The 18,901-nt window shown below is 43.2% G+C and carries 17 protein-coding genes; 6 read left to right on the top strand and 11 right to left on the bottom strand.

All coding sequences use genetic code 11. From position 1 onward, the window contains the following. Positions 1-15: 15 nt before the first annotated feature. Entirely contained in the window at positions 16-597 is a 582-nt protein-coding gene (locus M1L62_RS14585; RefSeq protein WP_254560318.1) for a Crp/Fnr family transcriptional regulator, read from the bottom strand. Positions 598-717: 120 nt separating this feature from the next. On the opposite strand from M1L62_RS14585, the gene M1L62_RS14580 reads away from it, so the two are divergent. Then, on the top strand, positions 718-948 hold the full coding sequence (locus tag M1L62_RS14580; RefSeq protein ID WP_254560317.1) for a hypothetical protein: 231 nt from the start codon (positions 718-720) through the stop codon (positions 946-948). A gap of 60 nt (positions 949-1,008) precedes the next feature. On the opposite strand, the gene M1L62_RS14575 is transcribed toward M1L62_RS14580, so the two are convergent. Further along, positions 1,009-1,602 carry a peptidylprolyl isomerase gene (locus M1L62_RS14575; protein ID WP_254560316.1) on the bottom strand — a complete coding sequence of 198 codons (594 nt, stop codon included), beginning with the start codon at positions 1,600-1,602 and terminating at the stop codon, positions 1,009-1,011. 176 nt (positions 1,603-1,778) lie between these two features. Here M1L62_RS14575 and M1L62_RS14570 point away from each other — a divergent pair, with 176 nt between their 5' ends. After that, entirely contained in the window at positions 1,779-3,899 is a 2,121-nt protein-coding gene (locus tag M1L62_RS14570) for a Tex family protein (RefSeq protein WP_254560315.1), read from the top strand. 77 nt (positions 3,900-3,976) lie between these two features. Further along, the gene (locus M1L62_RS14565) at positions 3,977-4,432 is read left to right on the top strand and encodes an SRPBCC family protein (protein WP_254560314.1); all 456 of its coding nucleotides are present in this window, start codon (positions 3,977-3,979) and stop codon (positions 4,430-4,432) included. Between the two features lie 78 nt (positions 4,433-4,510). Here the strand turns inward: M1L62_RS14565 and M1L62_RS14560 are convergent, their stop codons facing one another. The 8 genes from M1L62_RS14560 to M1L62_RS14525 form a co-directional block, all read right to left on the bottom strand. After that, complete coding sequence (locus M1L62_RS14560; protein WP_254560313.1) at positions 4,511-5,833, bottom strand: putative porin; 1,323 nt, start codon at positions 5,831-5,833, stop codon at positions 4,511-4,513. 620 nt (positions 5,834-6,453) lie between these two features. Next, positions 6,454-6,891, bottom strand: a complete 438-nt coding sequence (locus M1L62_RS14555) for an SRPBCC family protein (RefSeq protein ID WP_254560312.1) — start codon at positions 6,889-6,891, stop codon at positions 6,454-6,456. Positions 6,892-6,955: 64 nt separating this feature from the next. Then, positions 6,956-7,651 (bottom strand): helix-turn-helix transcriptional regulator, encoded by a 696-nt coding sequence (locus M1L62_RS14550; RefSeq protein ID WP_254560311.1) that lies wholly within the window; start codon positions 7,649-7,651, stop codon positions 6,956-6,958. A gap of 88 nt (positions 7,652-7,739) precedes the next feature. Further along, complete coding sequence (gene ygiD, locus M1L62_RS14545; RefSeq protein ID WP_254560498.1) at positions 7,740-8,567, bottom strand: 4,5-DOPA-extradiol-dioxygenase; 828 nt, start codon at positions 8,565-8,567, stop codon at positions 7,740-7,742. Between the two features lie 143 nt (positions 8,568-8,710). Continuing rightward, positions 8,711-9,364: an NAD(P)-dependent oxidoreductase gene (locus M1L62_RS14540; RefSeq protein WP_254560310.1), complete on the bottom strand. Its 654-nt coding sequence runs from the start codon at positions 9,362-9,364 to the stop codon at positions 8,711-8,713. A 67-nt stretch (positions 9,365-9,431) separates the two neighbouring features. Then, entirely contained in the window at positions 9,432-9,842 is a 411-nt protein-coding gene (locus tag M1L62_RS14535; protein ID WP_254560309.1) for an Rrf2 family transcriptional regulator, read from the bottom strand. A gap of 373 nt (positions 9,843-10,215) precedes the next feature. Then, positions 10,216-10,635 (bottom strand): DoxX family protein, encoded by a 420-nt coding sequence (locus M1L62_RS14530; protein ID WP_254560308.1) that lies wholly within the window; start codon positions 10,633-10,635, stop codon positions 10,216-10,218. A 299-nt stretch (positions 10,636-10,934) separates the two neighbouring features. Then, positions 10,935-13,142, bottom strand: a complete 2,208-nt coding sequence (locus tag M1L62_RS14525; RefSeq protein WP_254560307.1) for a T9SS type B sorting domain-containing protein — start codon at positions 13,140-13,142, stop codon at positions 10,935-10,937. A 61-nt stretch (positions 13,143-13,203) separates the two neighbouring features. Here M1L62_RS14525 and rlmD point away from each other — a divergent pair, with 61 nt between their 5' ends. Then, a complete protein-coding gene (gene rlmD / locus M1L62_RS14520) occupies positions 13,204-14,607 on the top strand; it encodes a 23S rRNA (uracil(1939)-C(5))-methyltransferase RlmD (RefSeq protein WP_254560306.1) in 1,404 nt (467 codons plus the stop codon). Positions 14,608-14,767: 160 nt separating this feature from the next. Here rlmD and dnaB read toward each other — a convergent pair whose 3' ends face one another. Then, positions 14,768-16,396 carry a replicative DNA helicase gene (gene dnaB / locus M1L62_RS14515; RefSeq protein ID WP_254560305.1) on the bottom strand — a complete coding sequence of 543 codons (1,629 nt, stop codon included), beginning with the start codon at positions 16,394-16,396 and terminating at the stop codon, positions 14,768-14,770. A gap of 235 nt (positions 16,397-16,631) precedes the next feature. Between dnaB and M1L62_RS14510 the strand changes: the two genes are divergently transcribed. Continuing rightward, a complete protein-coding gene (locus M1L62_RS14510) occupies positions 16,632-17,579 on the top strand; it encodes a PhoH family protein (protein WP_254560304.1) in 948 nt (315 codons plus the stop codon). Then, the gene (locus M1L62_RS14505) at positions 17,560-18,894 is read left to right on the top strand and encodes a M43 family zinc metalloprotease (protein ID WP_254560303.1); all 1,335 of its coding nucleotides are present in this window, start codon (positions 17,560-17,562) and stop codon (positions 18,892-18,894) included. The genes M1L62_RS14510 and M1L62_RS14505 overlap by 20 nt, the downstream gene beginning before the upstream one ends. The last annotated feature ends 7 nt before the right edge of the window (positions 18,895-18,901 follow it).

Genomic DNA, 18,901 nt, shown 5'->3' with positions numbered 1-18,901 from the left:
CCGGAATAACATATGTTAGTTTCGAGCAAATTGCTTGCGGATTCTGCTCAAACTTTCAGGCTGAATTCCCAGGTAAGAAGAAAGGTGTTTGATCGAAATGCCTTGTACCAGTGCAGGATTGCGCTCCATCAATTTTGCATAACGCTGCTCAGCGGTTAGCGACAACAATTCCATTTCTCTTTCTAATCTCTTGATGTATTGTGCTTCGGCGATAAGTCTGCCAATTCTTTCACCGGTTTTGAATTTATCATAAAAATCATAGAGAAATGCACGAGGAATTAAGAACGTTCTGGAACTTTGTATAACCTCAATTGAAACAGGAGATGGCTCACGGGTGAGGAGAGAGTAGAAAGCAGTGATGAATTCGTCTTCAAAATGGAATCCGACAGTGAATTCTTTTCCATCCCGTGTAAAATAATTTCTGGTCGCACCGCTCAATAGAAAGAAAATATGTTGTTCAATTTGGCCTTCACGACATAAAAACGTACCGTTTTCGAACGACTTTATTTGCAGGTTCTTGCTGAAAAAATGAAACTCCTCGTCCGGGATTTCGGTAAATGAAGATAGTGCTGCTTTTAGCTGATCAATCGGGTTCATCTGAGACGGAAGTTATGCTTTGATTGTCTGGGATCTACGCGATCGAAACGGTTTAGGCGAGTTCCGGGCATAGTTTTTATAAAGTTATGTAATACTATTCATCATCAAACTAAAAGAAACATGCTTGAATTTCAATTTAACGACCTGTTTGGCGTCATTATGAATGAGTCACCCGGAGATCAGGAGCCCGCAAGTTTTCCGGATCCGAAACATCCAACACAAATGCCTCCACTTAACCCGACCCCCGATGTCCCAGGGACGGACGCGCCCGAGGTTGTTCCGGGTACCAACGTTAAACCACGGCGAGAAAGCGAAGAAGAGATCGCAGAAAAGAATAATTTATGGCGATAGTTTATATATTCAAAAAGTTATAATTTGTTAAAAGGTATTGCTTCTTCTAAGTGATATCTTTTAGTTGATTCTACTCATACTGATAATTTTGACGGGCTGTTTCAACGACTGCATTTTCTCCCCTTCTCCCGTTTCTCCCCGTTGGATTTTTTGTACAACATTCATTCCTGAAATTACTTTTCCAAATGCCGCAAAACCTTGTCTGTCAGGGTTTCTTTTTCCGGAAAAGTCGAGTTCAGGTTGATCGTTAATACAGATAAAAAACTCAGACGTTGCGCTTCCGGGGATTGTGCGTGCCATCGATAAAGTCCCGTTTTGATGTTTGATTTTGGTGATGTTTGTAGATTCATGCGCAATGGGTAAAAAATTTCCGGTCGTGTCGTTTTGTAGTCCGCCTTGGATAACTTCAATTTTTACTTTTTTATCAGGCTGATTGTTCATGCGTACAACCCGGTAGAAAATCGCACCGTCATATTTTTTTTCGTCAACGTATCTTAGAAAATTTTTGCAGGTAATCGGCGCTTTTTCGGGATATAATTCCAGCCGAATGTCGCCCTGGTCTGTCCTGACCAGAATTTTCTGAGCAGACAAAGTTGAACAGGAAATAAGGAAGGTGATTAAAAAAATGCCGGCGAATTTTTTAGTTAATTTCATTTTTGCTGGTTGACGGGATAGATCTGGAATAGTTGCAATTTGAATATTATTTCGGATAATATTCAGCTCATTTCTGGCCTGTTTATTTTGTAAAAAGTCTTTTTTATAATAAATGAGTATGTATTGAAAGGACTCACTACATTTACGAACGGATTATCACATGTTAAAATTTTGTCATGAATTACCCCCTGATTGCCCAACAAACCAGTATTTCTGAAAAACAGGTACGCAATACCATACAATTATTTGACGAAGGGGCCACGCTTCCTTTTATTTCCCGCTATCGTAAAGAAGCAACCGGCGGACTGGATGAAGTACAGATCGGTGCGATCAAAGATGCTTATGTGAAACAACAGGAAGTTGAGAAACGCCGGGAAGCAATTTTGAAAAATATTGAGGAACAGGGTAAACTTACGCCCGAGTTAAAAAAACAAATTTCAGGCGTTTTCTCCATGGTCGAATTGGAGGATCTTTATTTACCATACAAACAAAAAAGAAAAACGCGCGCCTCGATGGCTGTGGAAAAAGGGCTTGAACCTTTGGCTCAACTTATTTTCGCGGGAAAAGAATCTGATCCGGAACGAAAAGCATTGAGTTATCTGAATGATCAGGTCGAGAATGTCGATGCTGCATTGCAGGGAGCCCGGGATATTATTGCTGAATGGATCAGCGAAAACCAGGATGCTCGGAGTCGTGTGCGTTCGGTTTTTCAGCGGAATGCCGTGATCACTTCTAAGGTGAAAAAGAAAAAGGAAGAAGAGGGAGCCAAGTATCGTGACTACTTCGAATTTTCGGAACCGCTTTCAAGAATTCCTTCGCACCGCCTTCTGGCGTTAAGACGCGGGGAAGAAGAAGGTTTTTTAAGTGTTGATATTTCGCCGGATGAAGACCAGGCGATCGAAAATCTGGACCGGATTTTTTTGAAGGGAACATCAGGGAGCAAGGATCAGCTTGAACTGGCTATCAGCGACAGTTATAAAAGGTTATTAAAACCTGGTATTGAAACCGAATTTTCAAATCTTTCAAAGGAAAAAGCCGATTTGTACGCCATCCAGATTTTTACGGAAAATTTGCGTCAGCTTTTACTAGCTTCTCCGCTCGGACAAAAAAATGTCCTGGCTATTGACCCGGGTTACCGCACGGGCTGCAAGGTTGTAGTTTTGGATAGTCAGGGAAATTTGTTGGCCGACAAAGTAATTTATCCGTTTGATAAATCAGCCGAGGCAAATTATACTTTATCGGAGCTGATTCAAAAATATAAGGTCGAAGCGATCGCGGTAGGTAACGGGACAGCCGGAAGGGAAACCGAGGATTTTGTCAAGAAACTTCTGTCGTCCGCTGGCAAAGAAAATGAAATCGGTTTGTTCATGGTGAGTGAGCAGGGCGCTTCTATTTACTCGGCATCGGATGTAGCGAGGGAAGAATTTCCCGACAAAGATGTAACCGTTCGTGGCTCTGTTTCAATTGGCCGCAGATTAATGGACCCGTTGGCTGAACTTGTAAAAATTGACCCGAAATCTATCGGTGTCGGACAGTACCAGCACGATGTCGACCAAAATGCATTGAAGAATGCTTTGGATGTAGTCGTAGAAAGCTGCGTAAATTCCGTAGGCGTAAATCTCAACACGTCAAGTAAGCACTTATTGCGCTATGTATCTGGCCTGGGACCCGCTCTGGCGCAGAATATCGTGGATTTTAGGTCGAAAAATGGCAATTTCAAATCGAGACAACAACTTTTAAAAGTGCCAAGGCTCGGCGCAAAAGCGTTCGAACAAGCGGCCGGATTTTTACGGATTGAAAATGGGGTTAATCCACTGGATAACAGCGCAGTACATCCGGAAAGTTATCCGATCGTTGAGCGGATGGCCAGCGATGTCGGTGCAACTGTGAAAGATCTCGTTCAAAAACCGGAATTGCGCAAGCAGATAAATCCTGCGAAGTATGTAACTGATAATGTGGGACTTCCTACCTTGAAGGATATCTTACAGGAGCTTGAAAAACCATCGAGAGATCCACGGACGCCAGTGAAAAAATTTGAATTTGATAATGCTGTGCGCAAACCTGAGGACTTACGCGTCGGAATGGTACTTCCCGGAATCGTTACGAACATCACTGCGTTCGGAGCGTTTGTTGATGTCGGTGTCAAGCAGGATGGTCTTGTTCATCTTTCTCAGCTGGCGGATCGTTATGTGAAGGATCCGAACGAAGTGGTGAAGTTGCAGCAGATCGTGACCGTGAAAGTGACGGAAGTTGACCTGGGCAGGAAAAGAATCGCATTAAGTATGAAAGGTATCTAGTATTTGATCTGTCGGGATCTTGTCGAGGCGCGATTTTTTTAGAGCTAGGCGAGAACTCAAACCAAATTTCATTTTCAATGCAGGAATTATATTTTACGCAGCAATTACCAATTTCGTTGGATGAGGCATGGTCGTTCTTTTCGAATCCGTCAAATCTTAAAGAGATCACTCCGCCGCATATGGGATTTGTGGTTACATCTAATCACCATGGCGAGAAAATGTACGCGGGGCAGATCATCCGCTATATCGTAAAACCGGTATTGGGAGTTCCTTTAAAATGGTGCACGGAAATCACGCAGGTTGTAGACAAGAAGTACTTTATCGATGAGCAGCGTTTTGGCCCCTATGCTTTTTGGCATCATCAGCATCATTTTACCGAAGTAAGCGGCGGTGTATTGATGGAGGATATTTTGAACTACAAACTGCCTCTGGGATTTTTAGGTGATATCGTCGATTCTGTTTTTGTGAACAATGAGGTAAAAGGAATTTTTGCTTACCGGAAGAAAATTCTGATGGAACGGTTTGGCGCCTGAAAAAATGTTAGACCGATATATATAAAAGATGGCTGCAAGCGTTAGGAGCTTGCAGCCATCTTTTATATACGTGCATCTTTAAAAATTATATTGTACCCGACAGGTGAAAACGTCATCCGGTGCATCGCTGGTAAAACCAGGCAAACCTGACTTTTCATTTTTTACGTTTTCATAATAAAACATAAATTTCAGCGACTCATTGGGGCGGTAAACATAACCAACACCCAGCGTATTGTAACGCAAATCAGCTTTACTGAAACCGTTCGCGACACTTACTTCGGTGCCGGAAACTTTTTTATTTGGATCATACCAATCATACTTCACTACAAACTGATGGTCGGCGCTATTGAGATTTTGTAGAAAATAGAAATAAGCGCCGTCGAAATTTCGTACATAGAGAGGATCTTTGAGCCCGTTGCTCACGGGATATATTCCCGGAGTTTCACTACTGAGTGCTGTCGCAGTTTGTCTTCCTTTGATATACTCTGCTCTGAATTCGGTTTGACCGCGCTTGTTGGGGATGATCAGCTGGGCGTCAGCACCGGCATAATTCCGAGGTGTGGCTTTTCCAAGATTCTGTTGTGATGAATCCTGCACCATCGTATAATTTTCATTTTTCTTCTCTACCTTATATATAACCTGTGACTGGCTGGTGATCCCGCCCGCATAACCGGAGATGGCTGCTGAGAATAGCGCACGTGAAAAATTATTGATCCTCTTTGGTTTCATGCTAACTTTCGCGATAATATCCTTGTGGCTGTCGTAGTCATTGGGGCCTGACATTCCTTGTCCGTTAAACACCCCGATGTCCAATTTGAAATCCGAAGTTTTTCCGTCTTTTCTTCTTTTGTTCAAGGTTAACATTGCTCCGATATCGCGCTCGGTTTTCATCAGAATTTGTGACATCCGGCCCCGCTCAGGAGTCTCGCGATTGGCAGAGGAAAGGTTGACTTCGTAGCCGAAAGGACGGGCAAACATCCCGGTTGTCAGAGCAAAAAGTTTGAATTTATTTTCATAAAACCTTCCCCAAAAATCGCGGATTGCAACGCCTCTTTCGGTCCCGTCAAACTGAAAAACGAAGTAGGAGGTAGGCTCACCTTTTTCGTTTAAGTGAGCATAGTCGACACGAAGTCTTCCACGGCGCAGCATAAAACGGTTGTTGGAAATGTCTGAAAAATTGCCCCCGTTATAAGTGTCAGCTCCTTTTTCGGTGATGTATTGAAACTGTGGCTGAATGTATCCACTGATCCGGACGCGGTTGTAACGTTCATATATAGATAACATTCCCTTACCCATCTGGTTGGTTGTATCAACCAGATCCATCAGGAAACGTTGGGCAAAAGTATTATCGGGCTTGCATAAAATAAGTAGAAACAGGATTGCTGGTATCCATTTTTTCATTGAACAGTAAAATTAACTTGATGGTGGTGTCAGTTGTAAACTAGGAGTTCTATTTATAATAAATTGGTTATCAATTGATTATAAATATAAAAGAACTAAACTAATGATACATTAAATACATTTAAAAAGTATATGGTGTATTATTAGTTATATTTGTTATGATACGTTTTGATAGTATTAGAAGTATAATACTTATTGAAAGTAATGTTCATATGAAATGTATATTATTTATGGTGTCAGTAACAAAGGATGCAAAGAACTGTATTTAATATTAATTGTATGTTAACTCAATGTTAAATAATTAATTCTTTTGCACTGGTTTTCAGTTGCCTGTGATCGTTAATACAAGTATGCTTACGGATACTTTTTGATGTAGCAGTGGCGCGTGCAAGAAGATTGATTTGTTTCGCTATCGCGAGGTTTGGGATGATTTGTTCGGGGATAAAGTTGTGAGGTTTTTCAGGGTAAATTTATAGAACCGGACACCTGAAATATGACGCATTTCTCTTGGGTGTCGACAATTAATGATAACTGAAAGCAGGCGAATTGTCGGTTGGTAAGGGTTAAAAAACATTAAAGCCGGTGCTGTCCTCTGAGGAAACAACACCGGTTTTTAGAGGTTAATGCGTTTTCAATTCCAGTATCTTTTTTACTTTTTTCAACGTCGACATCCAGTTTTCTTCCGATTTGATCACCTTGTCTTCATCTTCTATATTGTCTTGTGTGACCGTCAGCGTCGTTTCGTCATCATATTCAGAAACGTGATAAGTGATAATCGAGTAATTGTCTTCGAAATCGTCCGTGCCCGACAGTGAACTCCAATAACTGTAACTCAAAACTCTTTCCGGAATTATATTGACGATTTCCCCTTTGTCGACATAGGGAACACCTTCCCATTCTCCCCTGAAAGTGATCGGAGAATGAAGTTTCCAGGTTGTCTCGGTTTCAGTTCCATACATATATTGTTTAATGATTTCAGGATCCACCAATGCTTTCCATACTTCGGAGGGACTTGCGAAAATAGAAATGGAGGTCGTCGCTATCAGTTCTCGGTTCATGATTTCCTGGTTTTAGTTTATAATTTCTTACAAAATACAAAGAAAAATCATGCCATGAAATGGATTAATCCAGTTGATGCATGGACATTTGGGCCAGATAATCGTTGAGACTGATATGGTCCGATTTTTTAAAACCGACATGAGTAGGATATAATTTGATGATCCGCGATGCCCTGAAATCACGGTATTCATTTCTATTCCAGCACCAGGCAATCACGTGCCAGTTCATCGCGTAAAAAAGCAATCCGATTGGCTCAACTTCCCTAACACTGAGCTGGCTGTTGACATTTTGGTAGTCGAGACGGAGTATCGTTTTGCTGGAAATGGCGTTTTGGATTTCCGATAAATAGGCAAAATCATTTTGTAGGACCTCCGGTTTAAAAGTCTTTATTTGTTCCGTGAAGTCATTAAGCGAGTCTTTCTGTGAGGTTTTAAGGACAGAAGTTACTTTTTGTAGTGCCGTTTCGTAGTGTTTCTGGATAGAATTGTCGGTAAAACGATGCGCGATCGCACCCATCAAAGCCAGCGCGTTAGCTTCTTCCGTGGTAAAGGTTACCGGGGGCAAAAAGTAGCCCTGTACAATCGTATAACCTTTGTTGGGTTCAAAGGTGACGGGTACGCCAATTTCGTCAAGCGCGCGAATATCGCGGTAAACGGTACGGATGCTTATCTCGAAGCGCGTGGCCAGATGCTCGGCCGTCACAAACTTCTTTGACTGTAAAATGGTCAGGATACCCAATAATCGGTCGACTCGGTTCAAAGAGAAAAAGTTTAGGTCTTCAGAATTAGTTTCCAAAGACCTAAATTACGTAAACACCAACTTCTTTCTAAACAGCACCGTTTTTTATTTAGCCAATCCGGACAGAAGTCATCGTTAAAGAGCCCATTACTGCTTTATCATTGAAAATGCTAACCTCATCTTTTTTAATTTGGAGGCCCAGCGAGTACAGTAACGGATAATAATGATCGGGTGTCGGGATAGCGTATTGTGCCGCAGTACCGAGCTTTTCATAATGGATGAGTGGATCGTGATTCCCATTGAGAATCAGCTCTTTGAATTTGGTATTCAGTTCGATGACCCAGTCGTAGCCAAATTCAGGTTCCTGCGCCTTGTCCCAGGCAATCATGCGGAGATTGTGCACCATATTTCCGCTCCCAATAATCAGCACACCCTTTTTTCTCAACGCTGACAGTTCCTGTGCCAATGCGTAATGGTAGCTAGCCGGTTTGCCGTAGTCGATACTCAGTTGTAACACCGGAATATTGGCGTCAGGGTACATTTGTTTTACTACCGACCAGGTTCCGTGGTCGAGGCCCCACTCATGATCGAGTCCTACATGAGTACTTTTTATCAGGCCAGCAGTTTCTTTTGCAAGCTCCGGATTGCCGGGAGCCGGATATTGAACATTAAATAATGCCTGCGGAAATCCGCCGAAATCGTGGATTGTTTTCGGGGAATTCATAGCGGTAATTTTGGTGCCTTTTGTTAACCAGTGTGCTGAAATGCACAATACTGCCGTCGGTTTGGCAATTTCCCGCCCCAGTTTTTTCCAGTAGTCTGTGAATTCGTTCTCCTCAATGCCATTCATCGGCGAGCCGTGTCCGGTAAACAGAACAGGCATCAGGTCGCTGCTTTTAAACTCGTCCGTGATATTTTTCAGATCGTTTAACTTCATGGATTGCAATGTAAAGGGGATTAATGAAGCCGCCTTGATAAAATGCGCTCTGTTCATTGGTTATCAGTATAAATTCAGAAACGAAAACGGGGCTTTGAGCCTCCCTTTTCGTTTCTGACGACGCTACAAATCTGCAATAAACCTCAATACGCAGCGGTAAAACGTTTTTTAATGAATTTTGGTTGTTCCGTTTCGTCAACGATCGCCACCGCCAGATCTTCCACGGAAAGTATGCTGCGGCCGTTTTCGTCGAACACAGGATTGTCCAGTGCAGTACGGTAGGTGCCTCTGCGAATACCGGCTGTTCCCTGGTGCATTTCGATAGCAGGGCTCAGGAAGGTCCAGTCAAGTTCTGTTTCGGTTTTCAGAATGTTAAGATACTCTCTGGCGGCACTTGCACCAGGTTTGTATTCTGCCGGGAACTCCGGTGTATCAACAAGTTGCAGTCCCGGGGCGATTTCCAAACTTCCTGCGCCACCCACTGTTAAGTACCTCTTTACACCTGATTTTTTAGTCGCTTCCTGGATCGAGGCCGAACCTTTCAGGAAATCAGCATAGATGTCCGGGTTGGTCCAGCCTGGATTATAGGCGCTTACGACGATATCGTTTCCTTTAATAAGTGTTGCAAGTGATTCTGTATCAAATATATCACCTTGTTTTACCGTAAGTAGCGGACTGTTTAAGGTTACTTTGGATGGGTCACGCACAACAGCTGTTACTTCGTGTCCGCGGTTTGTCAATTCGGTTAAAACATGTGAGCCTACAAATCCTGTTGCTCCGATTAATGCTACTTTCATTTTGTTTGATTTTTTTAGTTTTAAATTATTACTGAAATAAAAATTGTTACAGTTTTGATTAAAAAAATTAACTGAATTTTTGACAAAATTCAGCCAGTGTCATCTTTCCCAGACTGGTAATTAATGCGCGTTCCGACTCTTTGTAGAGGTCTTCCAGATGCTGATTGATTTGCTTTCCGACGGGACAATTCGGGTTGGGTTCGTTGGCGCTTTTTCCTAAAAAATGCTCCGGACGGACCGCCTCATAAATATCCGACATCGCAATAGACGTCGCCGGTTTTGCCAGGGCGCTTCCTCCGGATTTGCCTTCTTTGCTCAAAACCAGTCCATGGTTTCTGAGGTTAATTAATTCCTTGCGCACCAGCACCGGGTTGATATTGATGCTCCCCGACAAATATTCTGATGAGCACCATCCGTCCGTCTGTCCGGCCAGCAGCGTCATAATATGTACCGATATCGCAAATCTTCCGTTACTCATACTGTAATTTTTATTATTACAGTACAAAGGTAGAACAACTTTTTATTAAAACAAAAAACAGGAGGAAAATAAATATCCAGGAAAAATATCTTACCTGTTAATAATAGGTGTATTTTTAATGTACTGATTATTAATAATTTATATTTTTATTATTTTAATATGTTTAGTATTCTTTATACTTATTGATATTATTAAAAGTATAAAGAATAATATATTATTAAACATATTAGAAATACTATACTGATCATACTTTATTAAATATTTATATTTTCTTAAAGTACGATCAGTACGGTATTTTTTTAGTTAAAAGTAGTTATTGAAAGTATGATTAGTTCGATAAGTATTGAATGGCTTTCTAATATTGAAAGTATAATTAGTTTACTGATTTGTTTCTTTCAAGAATCAAATCCACAGCGAACAAATTGTATTCCTTTTCGAAGATCAGCAGGATAGAGAAGAAGGCTGCGTGAATGAGTTGAGAGCCCAGGGAGCCCCATTCTTCAATCATGGTGGTGCCGAAAATAAGCGCGATCATCACGAGCGCTCCTGCTATGAGTGACTGCCTTGTAAACAAGCCGATCAGTAAAAATACGCCAACCAGAAATTCGGCAATGGGAAGGATATAGCTGAACGGGATTACGACAATATCCGGCAGTATGGATTTTTCAAATTGCCCGACCATCCAGGCTCTGAATCCGGCCAGCTTCGGTAGTCGGACGAGACCGTGTCCAAACATACTCATGCCAATAGCGAGCCGGCCAAATAAAAAGGATAACTGTTGAGAAGAAATCATATAGGCAAAGGGGTTGGTTTAAAGGGTTACAACGGCAAAATTGTGTGTGAAGGTTTCGCTGTTTGTTATTAAAAAATGAAGTCAAAACAGGCTTGTTTTGCTTTTAGAAAGTTTGGTGCATATAATATTAATTGAAATAAAAATACATATATGACTTATTAAACTAATTAAAAGTATTAAATGTATTGATAGTATTTAATTTATATTACTTTTAATATTTCAAATTTATTATAATTTTGATAATCAGCATTTTGACTTTTTTGGGCGTTTTCCGGATAACCATTGATTGGTTTGTTGTATTATTTTAAAACAGTTAATCCACCCTTGTGGGATTTCTTAGTGTATTGGATTACGTAAAAATAATAACCTGCCGAAATAGAATCGGGGCACCAGTTTTGATACTTGTTTCTGGAATAATAAATCTGTTTTCCCCAACGGTTAAAAATGGTTATGTCCTTGAACTGATCAGCGCAGCTTCCGGTCGGGAGCTCGCTAAAAATCAGGCAGTCATTTTTGTTGTCGCCATTGGGCGTAATGACGTTTGGCAGGTCAATTACGGTTTTTGCCGTAAAATCGCTTAGCTTGACAAGAACGGAGGTTGTGTCCTTTGCAGCAGCGCAAGTCTTGTCCTGCGTTATAAAATCGATGGTAAACGTCTGGTTTGTGTCTCCGTTCATAATCGCACAATCTGGATTCCAGGAAAATTGCGAGGAAATTTGTTTAACCCCCGACTTATTGGCGAAAATCATGCCTGTTTTGCCAAGATCAAAACCTCTTCCCTGAGCGGTCAGCGTGATGGTGTTGGTATCCGGGTCGATGGCCGTCACGTCAAAGATGATCCCGCCGTCGGCTCCAATTGAATAACTGATACTTGCTGTGGTCAATGACGTACTCACGGTCGGCGGCCGGTTGGGAGATTCGTCGATAACGAAATAAACTGTTTTGGAGGCAGCCAGTGGGTTTCCGGTGCAGCGTAGATCTTTTGCCATAAAATCGACTTTTAGCGTATCGCCCTGAGCCGCATTGCAAGGTGGTATCCAGGTGAAATTTTGCTGTACAGAAGCCTTACCACTGACTGGGTTGAAAACCATGGATTTGGATGTCAGCGTAAAATTCTGACCGGCACCCGATAAGTTGAGGCTGTCGGCGTCAGCGTCTTTTCCGAAAACCGTAAAGGCGACGGGAACTCCTGCGGCCACATGAACGTAGTCGCCTGGCAGGGAAGTAGTCACCGTCGGCGCAGTATTCCCGCCGCCCTCACGCCGGATGTAGATCACCAGCGTATCCATCAGTGGCATCGGACAGCTTTCGTCCTGCGCGATTAATTCGATGCGGATCGGCCGGTTGTCATAGGTTACGAAACATTCGTCCAGACAAACCTGAAAACGCATGGTATCATTGGCCACGGTGGTCCGGTATTGCGTAGGCAAAAGTGAAAAATAGTTTTCGGAATGATCAATAGCTTGCCCTTGTACCTGTATCAGGTCGTTCATTGTCGGGTCGGTCACCATGACCTCGAAGCAGTTCGGGGCGTCCTTTTCGACTGTGATGATCTGGTTGCTGTTGTAGAAAGTGCTGCTTCCTTTTGGTTTGAAAAGCAATTTGGGCTTATCCATCTTCGGGCAGTCGACGACCCGTAACTGAAAATCACGCGTCAATGTCCCGATTTTGACGCCATTTCTGTACTCGTCGACCTGCACCGAAAAAACGTAGAGGCCTATGCTGCCCGGGGTGACCGAAAGCATTCCGGTTTTGCGATCAACCGTCAGAGGCTTCGGGCCTGGGATAATGTTGGCGGTTGTGATGCCATCGATCCAGCTTAGTGTGGGATAGTTGGATGAACCGATTGTCTGTACGCTTGGTTGATCTCTCGTGGAATATCCCTGTCTGGGCGTCACGAGTGTATAGGTCAGACTGTCTCCATCGGCATCTGTACCGCCAAAGTTGAAAAAGAACGGGGAATTGACGCAGGCATAATCACCCTGAATTTCCGGGAATTTTGGAGAGGAATTGTGAAAATCAGTATTGTTCTTCCTGATGGGAGGAAATTCAAGATAGAATAAACTTCCGGCGTCTCCGGGCGATTTTATATTCGTAATTGTTCCGTTCCGGCAGCAGCGGTCCCAAACCATGTAATAACCGCCAGGATCATCAAAATTGGCTGATTCTGCCCGCACATCCATGGCATAAGTGATCATTATTGTTTCCGTGGATGCTATTCCGCAGAGCGGATTGGTGTAAGAGACAGATTTTCGTCCTATTTTTGGGACTTGAACGGAAGCCATGGCTGCGTTGTCCCGCTTGCGAAAGACGTAAATGTTGACAAACGTGTCTTCCGCGCCGGGGTTACCATTAAGTGCATCGAAGTACATCGTGAGCCCTATATTGTAGTTGTAGTAGGCACCTTTGTTTTCTGTGAAGAATAATTGCCCGCCCACGATGTGTGTGGCATGAGCTTCCATAAAACATAGCAGAAGTACGAAGGATAGAATCAATCGGTTTTTCATGGCGGCCGTTACGGTAGAAATTATGCGATAGTATTTGAGTTTAGAAATAAAATAGAAAAAAATGTCAAAGGGTACCAGGTATGAATACGTTGAAATTACTGATTTCGCGGCAGAAGGCAAGTGTATTTTTAAATCGGAGGATGGGGTAATTTTTATCGAAGGAAATGTTGCGCCGGGGGATATTGTGGACCTGGAAGTGGTGAGGACAAAAAAGAAATTAAAGGAGGCCGTTGTTACAAAAGTGCATTCTTACTCTTCTTTACGTACGGATCCGTATTGCGAGCACTACACGGTTTGCGGGGGATGTAAGTGGCAACACATTGGTTATGAGCATCAACTGCGTTTTAAAAGACAGCAGGTTGTCGATCATTTTCAGAGAATCGGCAAGATTAAAGGCGTGGAAATTAACCCGATTCTGGCTGGTCCGAAAACGGAATATTATCGTAACAAACTGGAATTCACGTTCTCCAATTACCGTTGGGTGACAAAAGAACAGCTGGATACAGGTGAGAAATTTTCCAGAAATGCGCTTGGATTTCACGTACCAAAACGTTTTGACAAGATTTTTACCGTGGATACCTGCCACTTGCAGCCCGATCCGTCCAACGCGTTGAGGAATTCGCTGCACTGGTTTGGGGAAGAGCAGCAGATCCCGTATTACGATGTGAAGTACAACGTCGGGACTTTGAGAAACCTGGTGGTGCGTACGGCTAATACCGGTGACATCATGGTGATTGTTCAGTTTGGTGAACAAAATGATGAGGCGATTGATAAGGTGATGAACTATATGAAGGATAACCACCCTGAAATCACGTCGCTGAACTACATCGTGAACCTGAAAGGCAACGACTCTTATCAGGATCAGGAAGTGATCAATTTTGCTGGTGAAGCCACGATCAGGGAGACGATGGAAGACCTGACCTTCCTCGTTGGTCCGAAGTCATTCTATCAGACAAATTCAGAGCAGGCTTATAATCTTTTTAAGGTTACGAGGGAATATGCGGGACTGACCGGAAACGAATCGGTTTATGACTTATACACCGGAACGGGAACCATCGCCAACTTCGTGGCACGCCAGGCAAAAAAGGTTGTGGGTGTTGAGTACGTTGAGGCGGCTGTTAAAGACGCTCGCATTAATTCTGCGCTGAACGGCATCACGAACACTGAATTTTTCGCGGGTGACATGCGCTGGATCATGAACGAAGCCTTCCTTGCAAAACACGGAAGACCCGATGTGATCATTACTGACCCGCCGCGCGCAGGCATGGATCAGCCTGTGGTGGAAACGATTTTGAAAGCCGCTCCGGATAAAATCGTGTATGTTAGCTGTAATACGGCTACGCAGGCAAGAGATCTGGCGCTGATGTCGGACGACTATGAGGTAACCCAGGTACAGCCGGTGGATATGTTCCCCAATACACATCACGTTGAAAACGTAGCGCTGCTGTTGAAAAAAGACAGATAGATATAGAAATTTCTTAATAGTATTATTTTGATACCTGGCAAGAAATATTTCGGCAAAATACTTTTATAAATTGTATTTTATCAATAACGAAAAAGTCGCCTGGAAATATTTCCAGGCGACTTTTTCGTTATTGATAATCATTATATTTTTCTGAATCTCATCAGAAAGGAGGCTCGCTATCCGGGCCTTTGTAGTCGAAATTGCTTAAATCATTGGCACGGCTTCTCAAAGTGCCGCCGGCGGAGCTTGGCGGTTGCGGTGTGTTTCTGCTTTGACTTTCAAAAGAAGAAATAGGATTCGGGTTGTTGATCGGTCGGTCTGTCGTAAAAGGTACCGGGGCAAACTGAGAATCAAGATCGGCAAACTTGGTATACTTACCAATAAAACGGAGCTGAATCGTTTCCAGCGAACCGGCCCGGTTTTTTGCAATAATTACCTCACCGATACCAGCCACAGAATTACCTGTTTCGTCTTCTGTAATACCATAATATTCAGGTCGGTATAAGAAAATAACCATATCCGCATCCTGCTCAATCGATCCGGATTCACGTAAATCGGAAAGCTGAGGTCTTTTTTCGCCACCCCTTGTTTCCACGGCACGGCTTAACTGCGAAAGCGCAATCACCGGTACGTCCAGTTCCTTTGCCAGGTTTTTCAACGAACGCGAGATCATCGCAATTTCCTGTTCACGGTTACCGGCACCTTTTCCGCCTGTATCACCTGTCATCAGCTGCAAGTAGTCAATTACGACCATCTGAATATCATGCTGAGCTTTCAAACGGCGGCATTTGGCGCGCAATTCCAGAATGGAAAGGGCAGGGGTGTCGTCGATGTAAATCGGTGCGTTGGTAAGCCGGTGGATACGATGATGAAGCTGTTCCCATTCATGAGGGGCAAGACTTCCCTTACGTATTTTTTCACTATCGATTTCAGCTTCTGCCGAGATAAGACGATTCACCAACTGAACCGAGGACATTTCGAGCGAGAATATTGCTACGGCCATGTTGAAATCCACGGCAGCATTTCGGAGTGAAGAAACCACGAAGGCGGTTTTTCCCATACCGGGACGAGCCGCAAGGATCATCAATTCCGTTTTTTGCCAGCCAGACGTGATCCTGTCCAGCGCACTGAACCCTGATGGAACACCCGTCAAACCGTCCTTGTTATTCTTCTTCTGATCAAGTTCTTCCAGTGCCTGACGCATCAAAGAGCCCATATCCGAATAGTTTTTCTTGATATTGGATTCTGAGATTTCAAAGAGTGCCTGTTCGGTTTTGTCAAGCAGTTTGAAAACGTCCGTGGTATCCTCAAATGCTTCTTTCTGAATCTCCGAAGAAATGGTAATCAGCTCACGACGGATCGACGCCTGGGTTATAATCCGGGCGTGAAATTCGATGTTTGCCGCCGAGTTCACTTTTGAGGTAAGCCCTACGATGTAGGAAGAACCTCCAACGAGTTCAATTTCACCTGTGCTCCGCAATTTGGAAATTACGGTAAGCATATCGATCGGCTCCGAATCCGCGAATAAGGTTAAGATCGCCGAATAGATACGCTGGTGAACATCCTTGTAAAAACTTTGTGGTCTTAATATATCTACAACGGCCGTTAGCGCGTCTTTTTCGATCATTAACGCACCGAGAACCGCCTCTTCCAGATCAATGGCCTGAGGCGGTAATTTGCCGTAATTCTGCTCAAAACTCTGGGTACGTGCAACAGCCGGTTTCCGGTTGGAAACGCCTGATTTATTACCTGCTTTGTTGTACTGATTTGCTGACTTGTCATTTTCCATGTAACACAAAATTAATCATAACAAGACTGTCAGAAAAGAAGTATTTTTTTTAAAATTTTAAAAAGCATCTGCACGCCGGCTGTTTGCTTGATTATGAAACAGTTGATCTGAATATATTTATTTTACATTGTTAACTTTGGTATGGAATTTTTAATTCGTGCATCGTAATAGTTTAAATCTTGGTTATTATTACTAAATTTTAGAGTAATTCCTTAAACACTAAACGATCATTCATTTGCTAGAAAAAATAATCACGCTCGAAGACGTCTCTATGGTCGATTTTTTGGGCATTCATAATTCGAATATTAAAGAAGTGTCCGCAGCTTTTCCAAAAAGCAAAATTATTTCACGCGGAAATGAGATCAGGATTCAGGGAACAGCACCTGAAATTATGCGTATCACAGATATCCTTGAATCCCTGGTCGCTCATTATCAGAAGTATGGCAAGGTAACGAATGAAAATGTCAGGGTTTATTTGAACGGGATTTCAAAACCTGCCGTCCAGAATGCCGAGGATGACGCTGATGTGATTATCTACGGAAATAAAGGCTTGGTAGTAAAGGCCAAAACTGCGAACCAGAAACTTCTGGTGGAAGCGGCATCGAAATTTGACCTTGTTTTTGCCGTTGGACCTGCCGGAACAGGAAAAACTTATACAGCTGTGGCCATTGCAGTCAGGGCTTTGAAAAATAAAGAAGTACGCAAGATTATCATCACGCGCCCGGCCGTTGAGGCAGGAGAAAATCTCGGCTTTTTGCCCGGTGATCTGAAAGAAAAGATCGATCCTTACTTACGGCCGATCTATGATGCTTTGGACGATATGATCGCTCCTGAAAAGCTGAAACTTTACCTGGAAAGCCGTGTTATCGAAATTGCTCCGCTTGCATACATGCGCGGAAGAACGCTTAACAACGCTTTTATTTTGCTGGATGAGGCGCAGAATACGACGCCGATGCAGATGAAAATGTTCCTTACCCGGATGGGGCCAAGTTCGAAGGCTATTATTACCGGTGATAAGTCGCAGATAGATCTTCCGAAGAACCAGAAATCTGGTTTGATCGATTCGCTTACCATTTTAAAGGGCATTAAGGGCATCAGCTTTGTCGAATTGGATGGTTCGGATGTTGTACGCCACCGACTGGTTAAGGATATTCTGGCTGCTTATGAAAAAACGGATCAGTAATTTCAGGATTTTTACGAGCATAGTTCTCCTGGGGATTTTTATTCCCGGGAGAACTTTTGCGCAATTAACGGACTCCCTGCCGATTCGTTGCGTCACGCACGAACGAGAAGTTTTTCGGGGCAAGAAAAGTCCCGGGTTACTGCGCGACAGGATCAACACGGAAAATGCTATTCAGGAGTATCTGAATACGAACCGGTCGCAGCTGCGTACTGCCGCCTCAGATGAAATCATCAGAATTCCGGTGGTTGTGCATGTCGTGCATAACCGAAGAGATGGTGTGATTGGCGGTGCTGATAATCCCAACATCACGGATGAACAGATCAGAAGCCAGATAGCGATCCTGAATGAGGATTATCGTAAAAAAGCGGGTACCAAGGGTTTTAACTCCGACCCCGTTGGAGTCGATACAGGGATTGAGTTTTATCTGGCCGAATATGATGAAAATGGAAAGGGAACAACCGGCATTACTAGAACTTCTTACACGTCAAAAGACAACTTTAATCCGATAACAGACGATGCGCTGCTTTCCAGTATTGTTTACTGGCCTTCTGACAAGTATCTGAATATCTGGGTTTGCAGGTTGTCGGCAACGTACCTGGGTATCGCGCAGTTTCCTTCGGTAGAAGGTTTGGACGGACTTAATACGAAGAATGAAAATTATGACAAAACGGATGGCGCCATTATTGACTTCCGTTATTTTGGCAGAAACTCCGTTGCGAATTCCAGCAAGATTTATAATCTTGGAAGAACCACGACCCACGAAATAGGACATTGGCTTGGGCTTATTCATATCTGGGGTGATGCCGTGTGCGGGGATGATTTTTGTGACGACACACCAACTGCCGAAGGCTCAAACCAAACCAGTTTTTGTACGGATAAATATTCAAATTGTTCGGGATTCAGAACCCGTAACATGATTGAAAATTATATGGACTATTCGCCCGATTCCTGCATGAATATTTTTACGGCTGATCAGCTTGGCCGTATGCGGGCGGTTTTGGCGCTAAGTCCCAGAAGAGCAAAACTGATCGAATCTGCCAGGCTGGGTAGGCTGGATCCGGCTGAAAATCTGACTGTGGAAGTCTTTCCGAACCCGGCGAGTGAAGAGCTCAACGCTAACGTTCGCTTTGCAGATTTTCAGAATTTCACGCTTTCCGTTTATGATCAGCGGGGAAATCAGTTGCAATCCCAAAGTTACATCGATGTATGGAGCCGGAAGGTTACCGTGGATATCAATAAATACAATACCGGATTATATATTTTTAAAGTGACCACCGACAAAGAAACCGTCACAAAGAAGTTTGTAATTAAATAACAAAAAA

Source organism: Dyadobacter diqingensis (assembly GCF_024220585.1).
Lineage (GTDB): Bacteria > Bacteroidota > Bacteroidia > Cytophagales > Spirosomataceae > Dyadobacter > Dyadobacter diqingensis.
The sequence above is the reverse complement of the archived record's forward strand: the minus strand, read 5'-3'. Positions and strand labels throughout refer to the sequence as shown.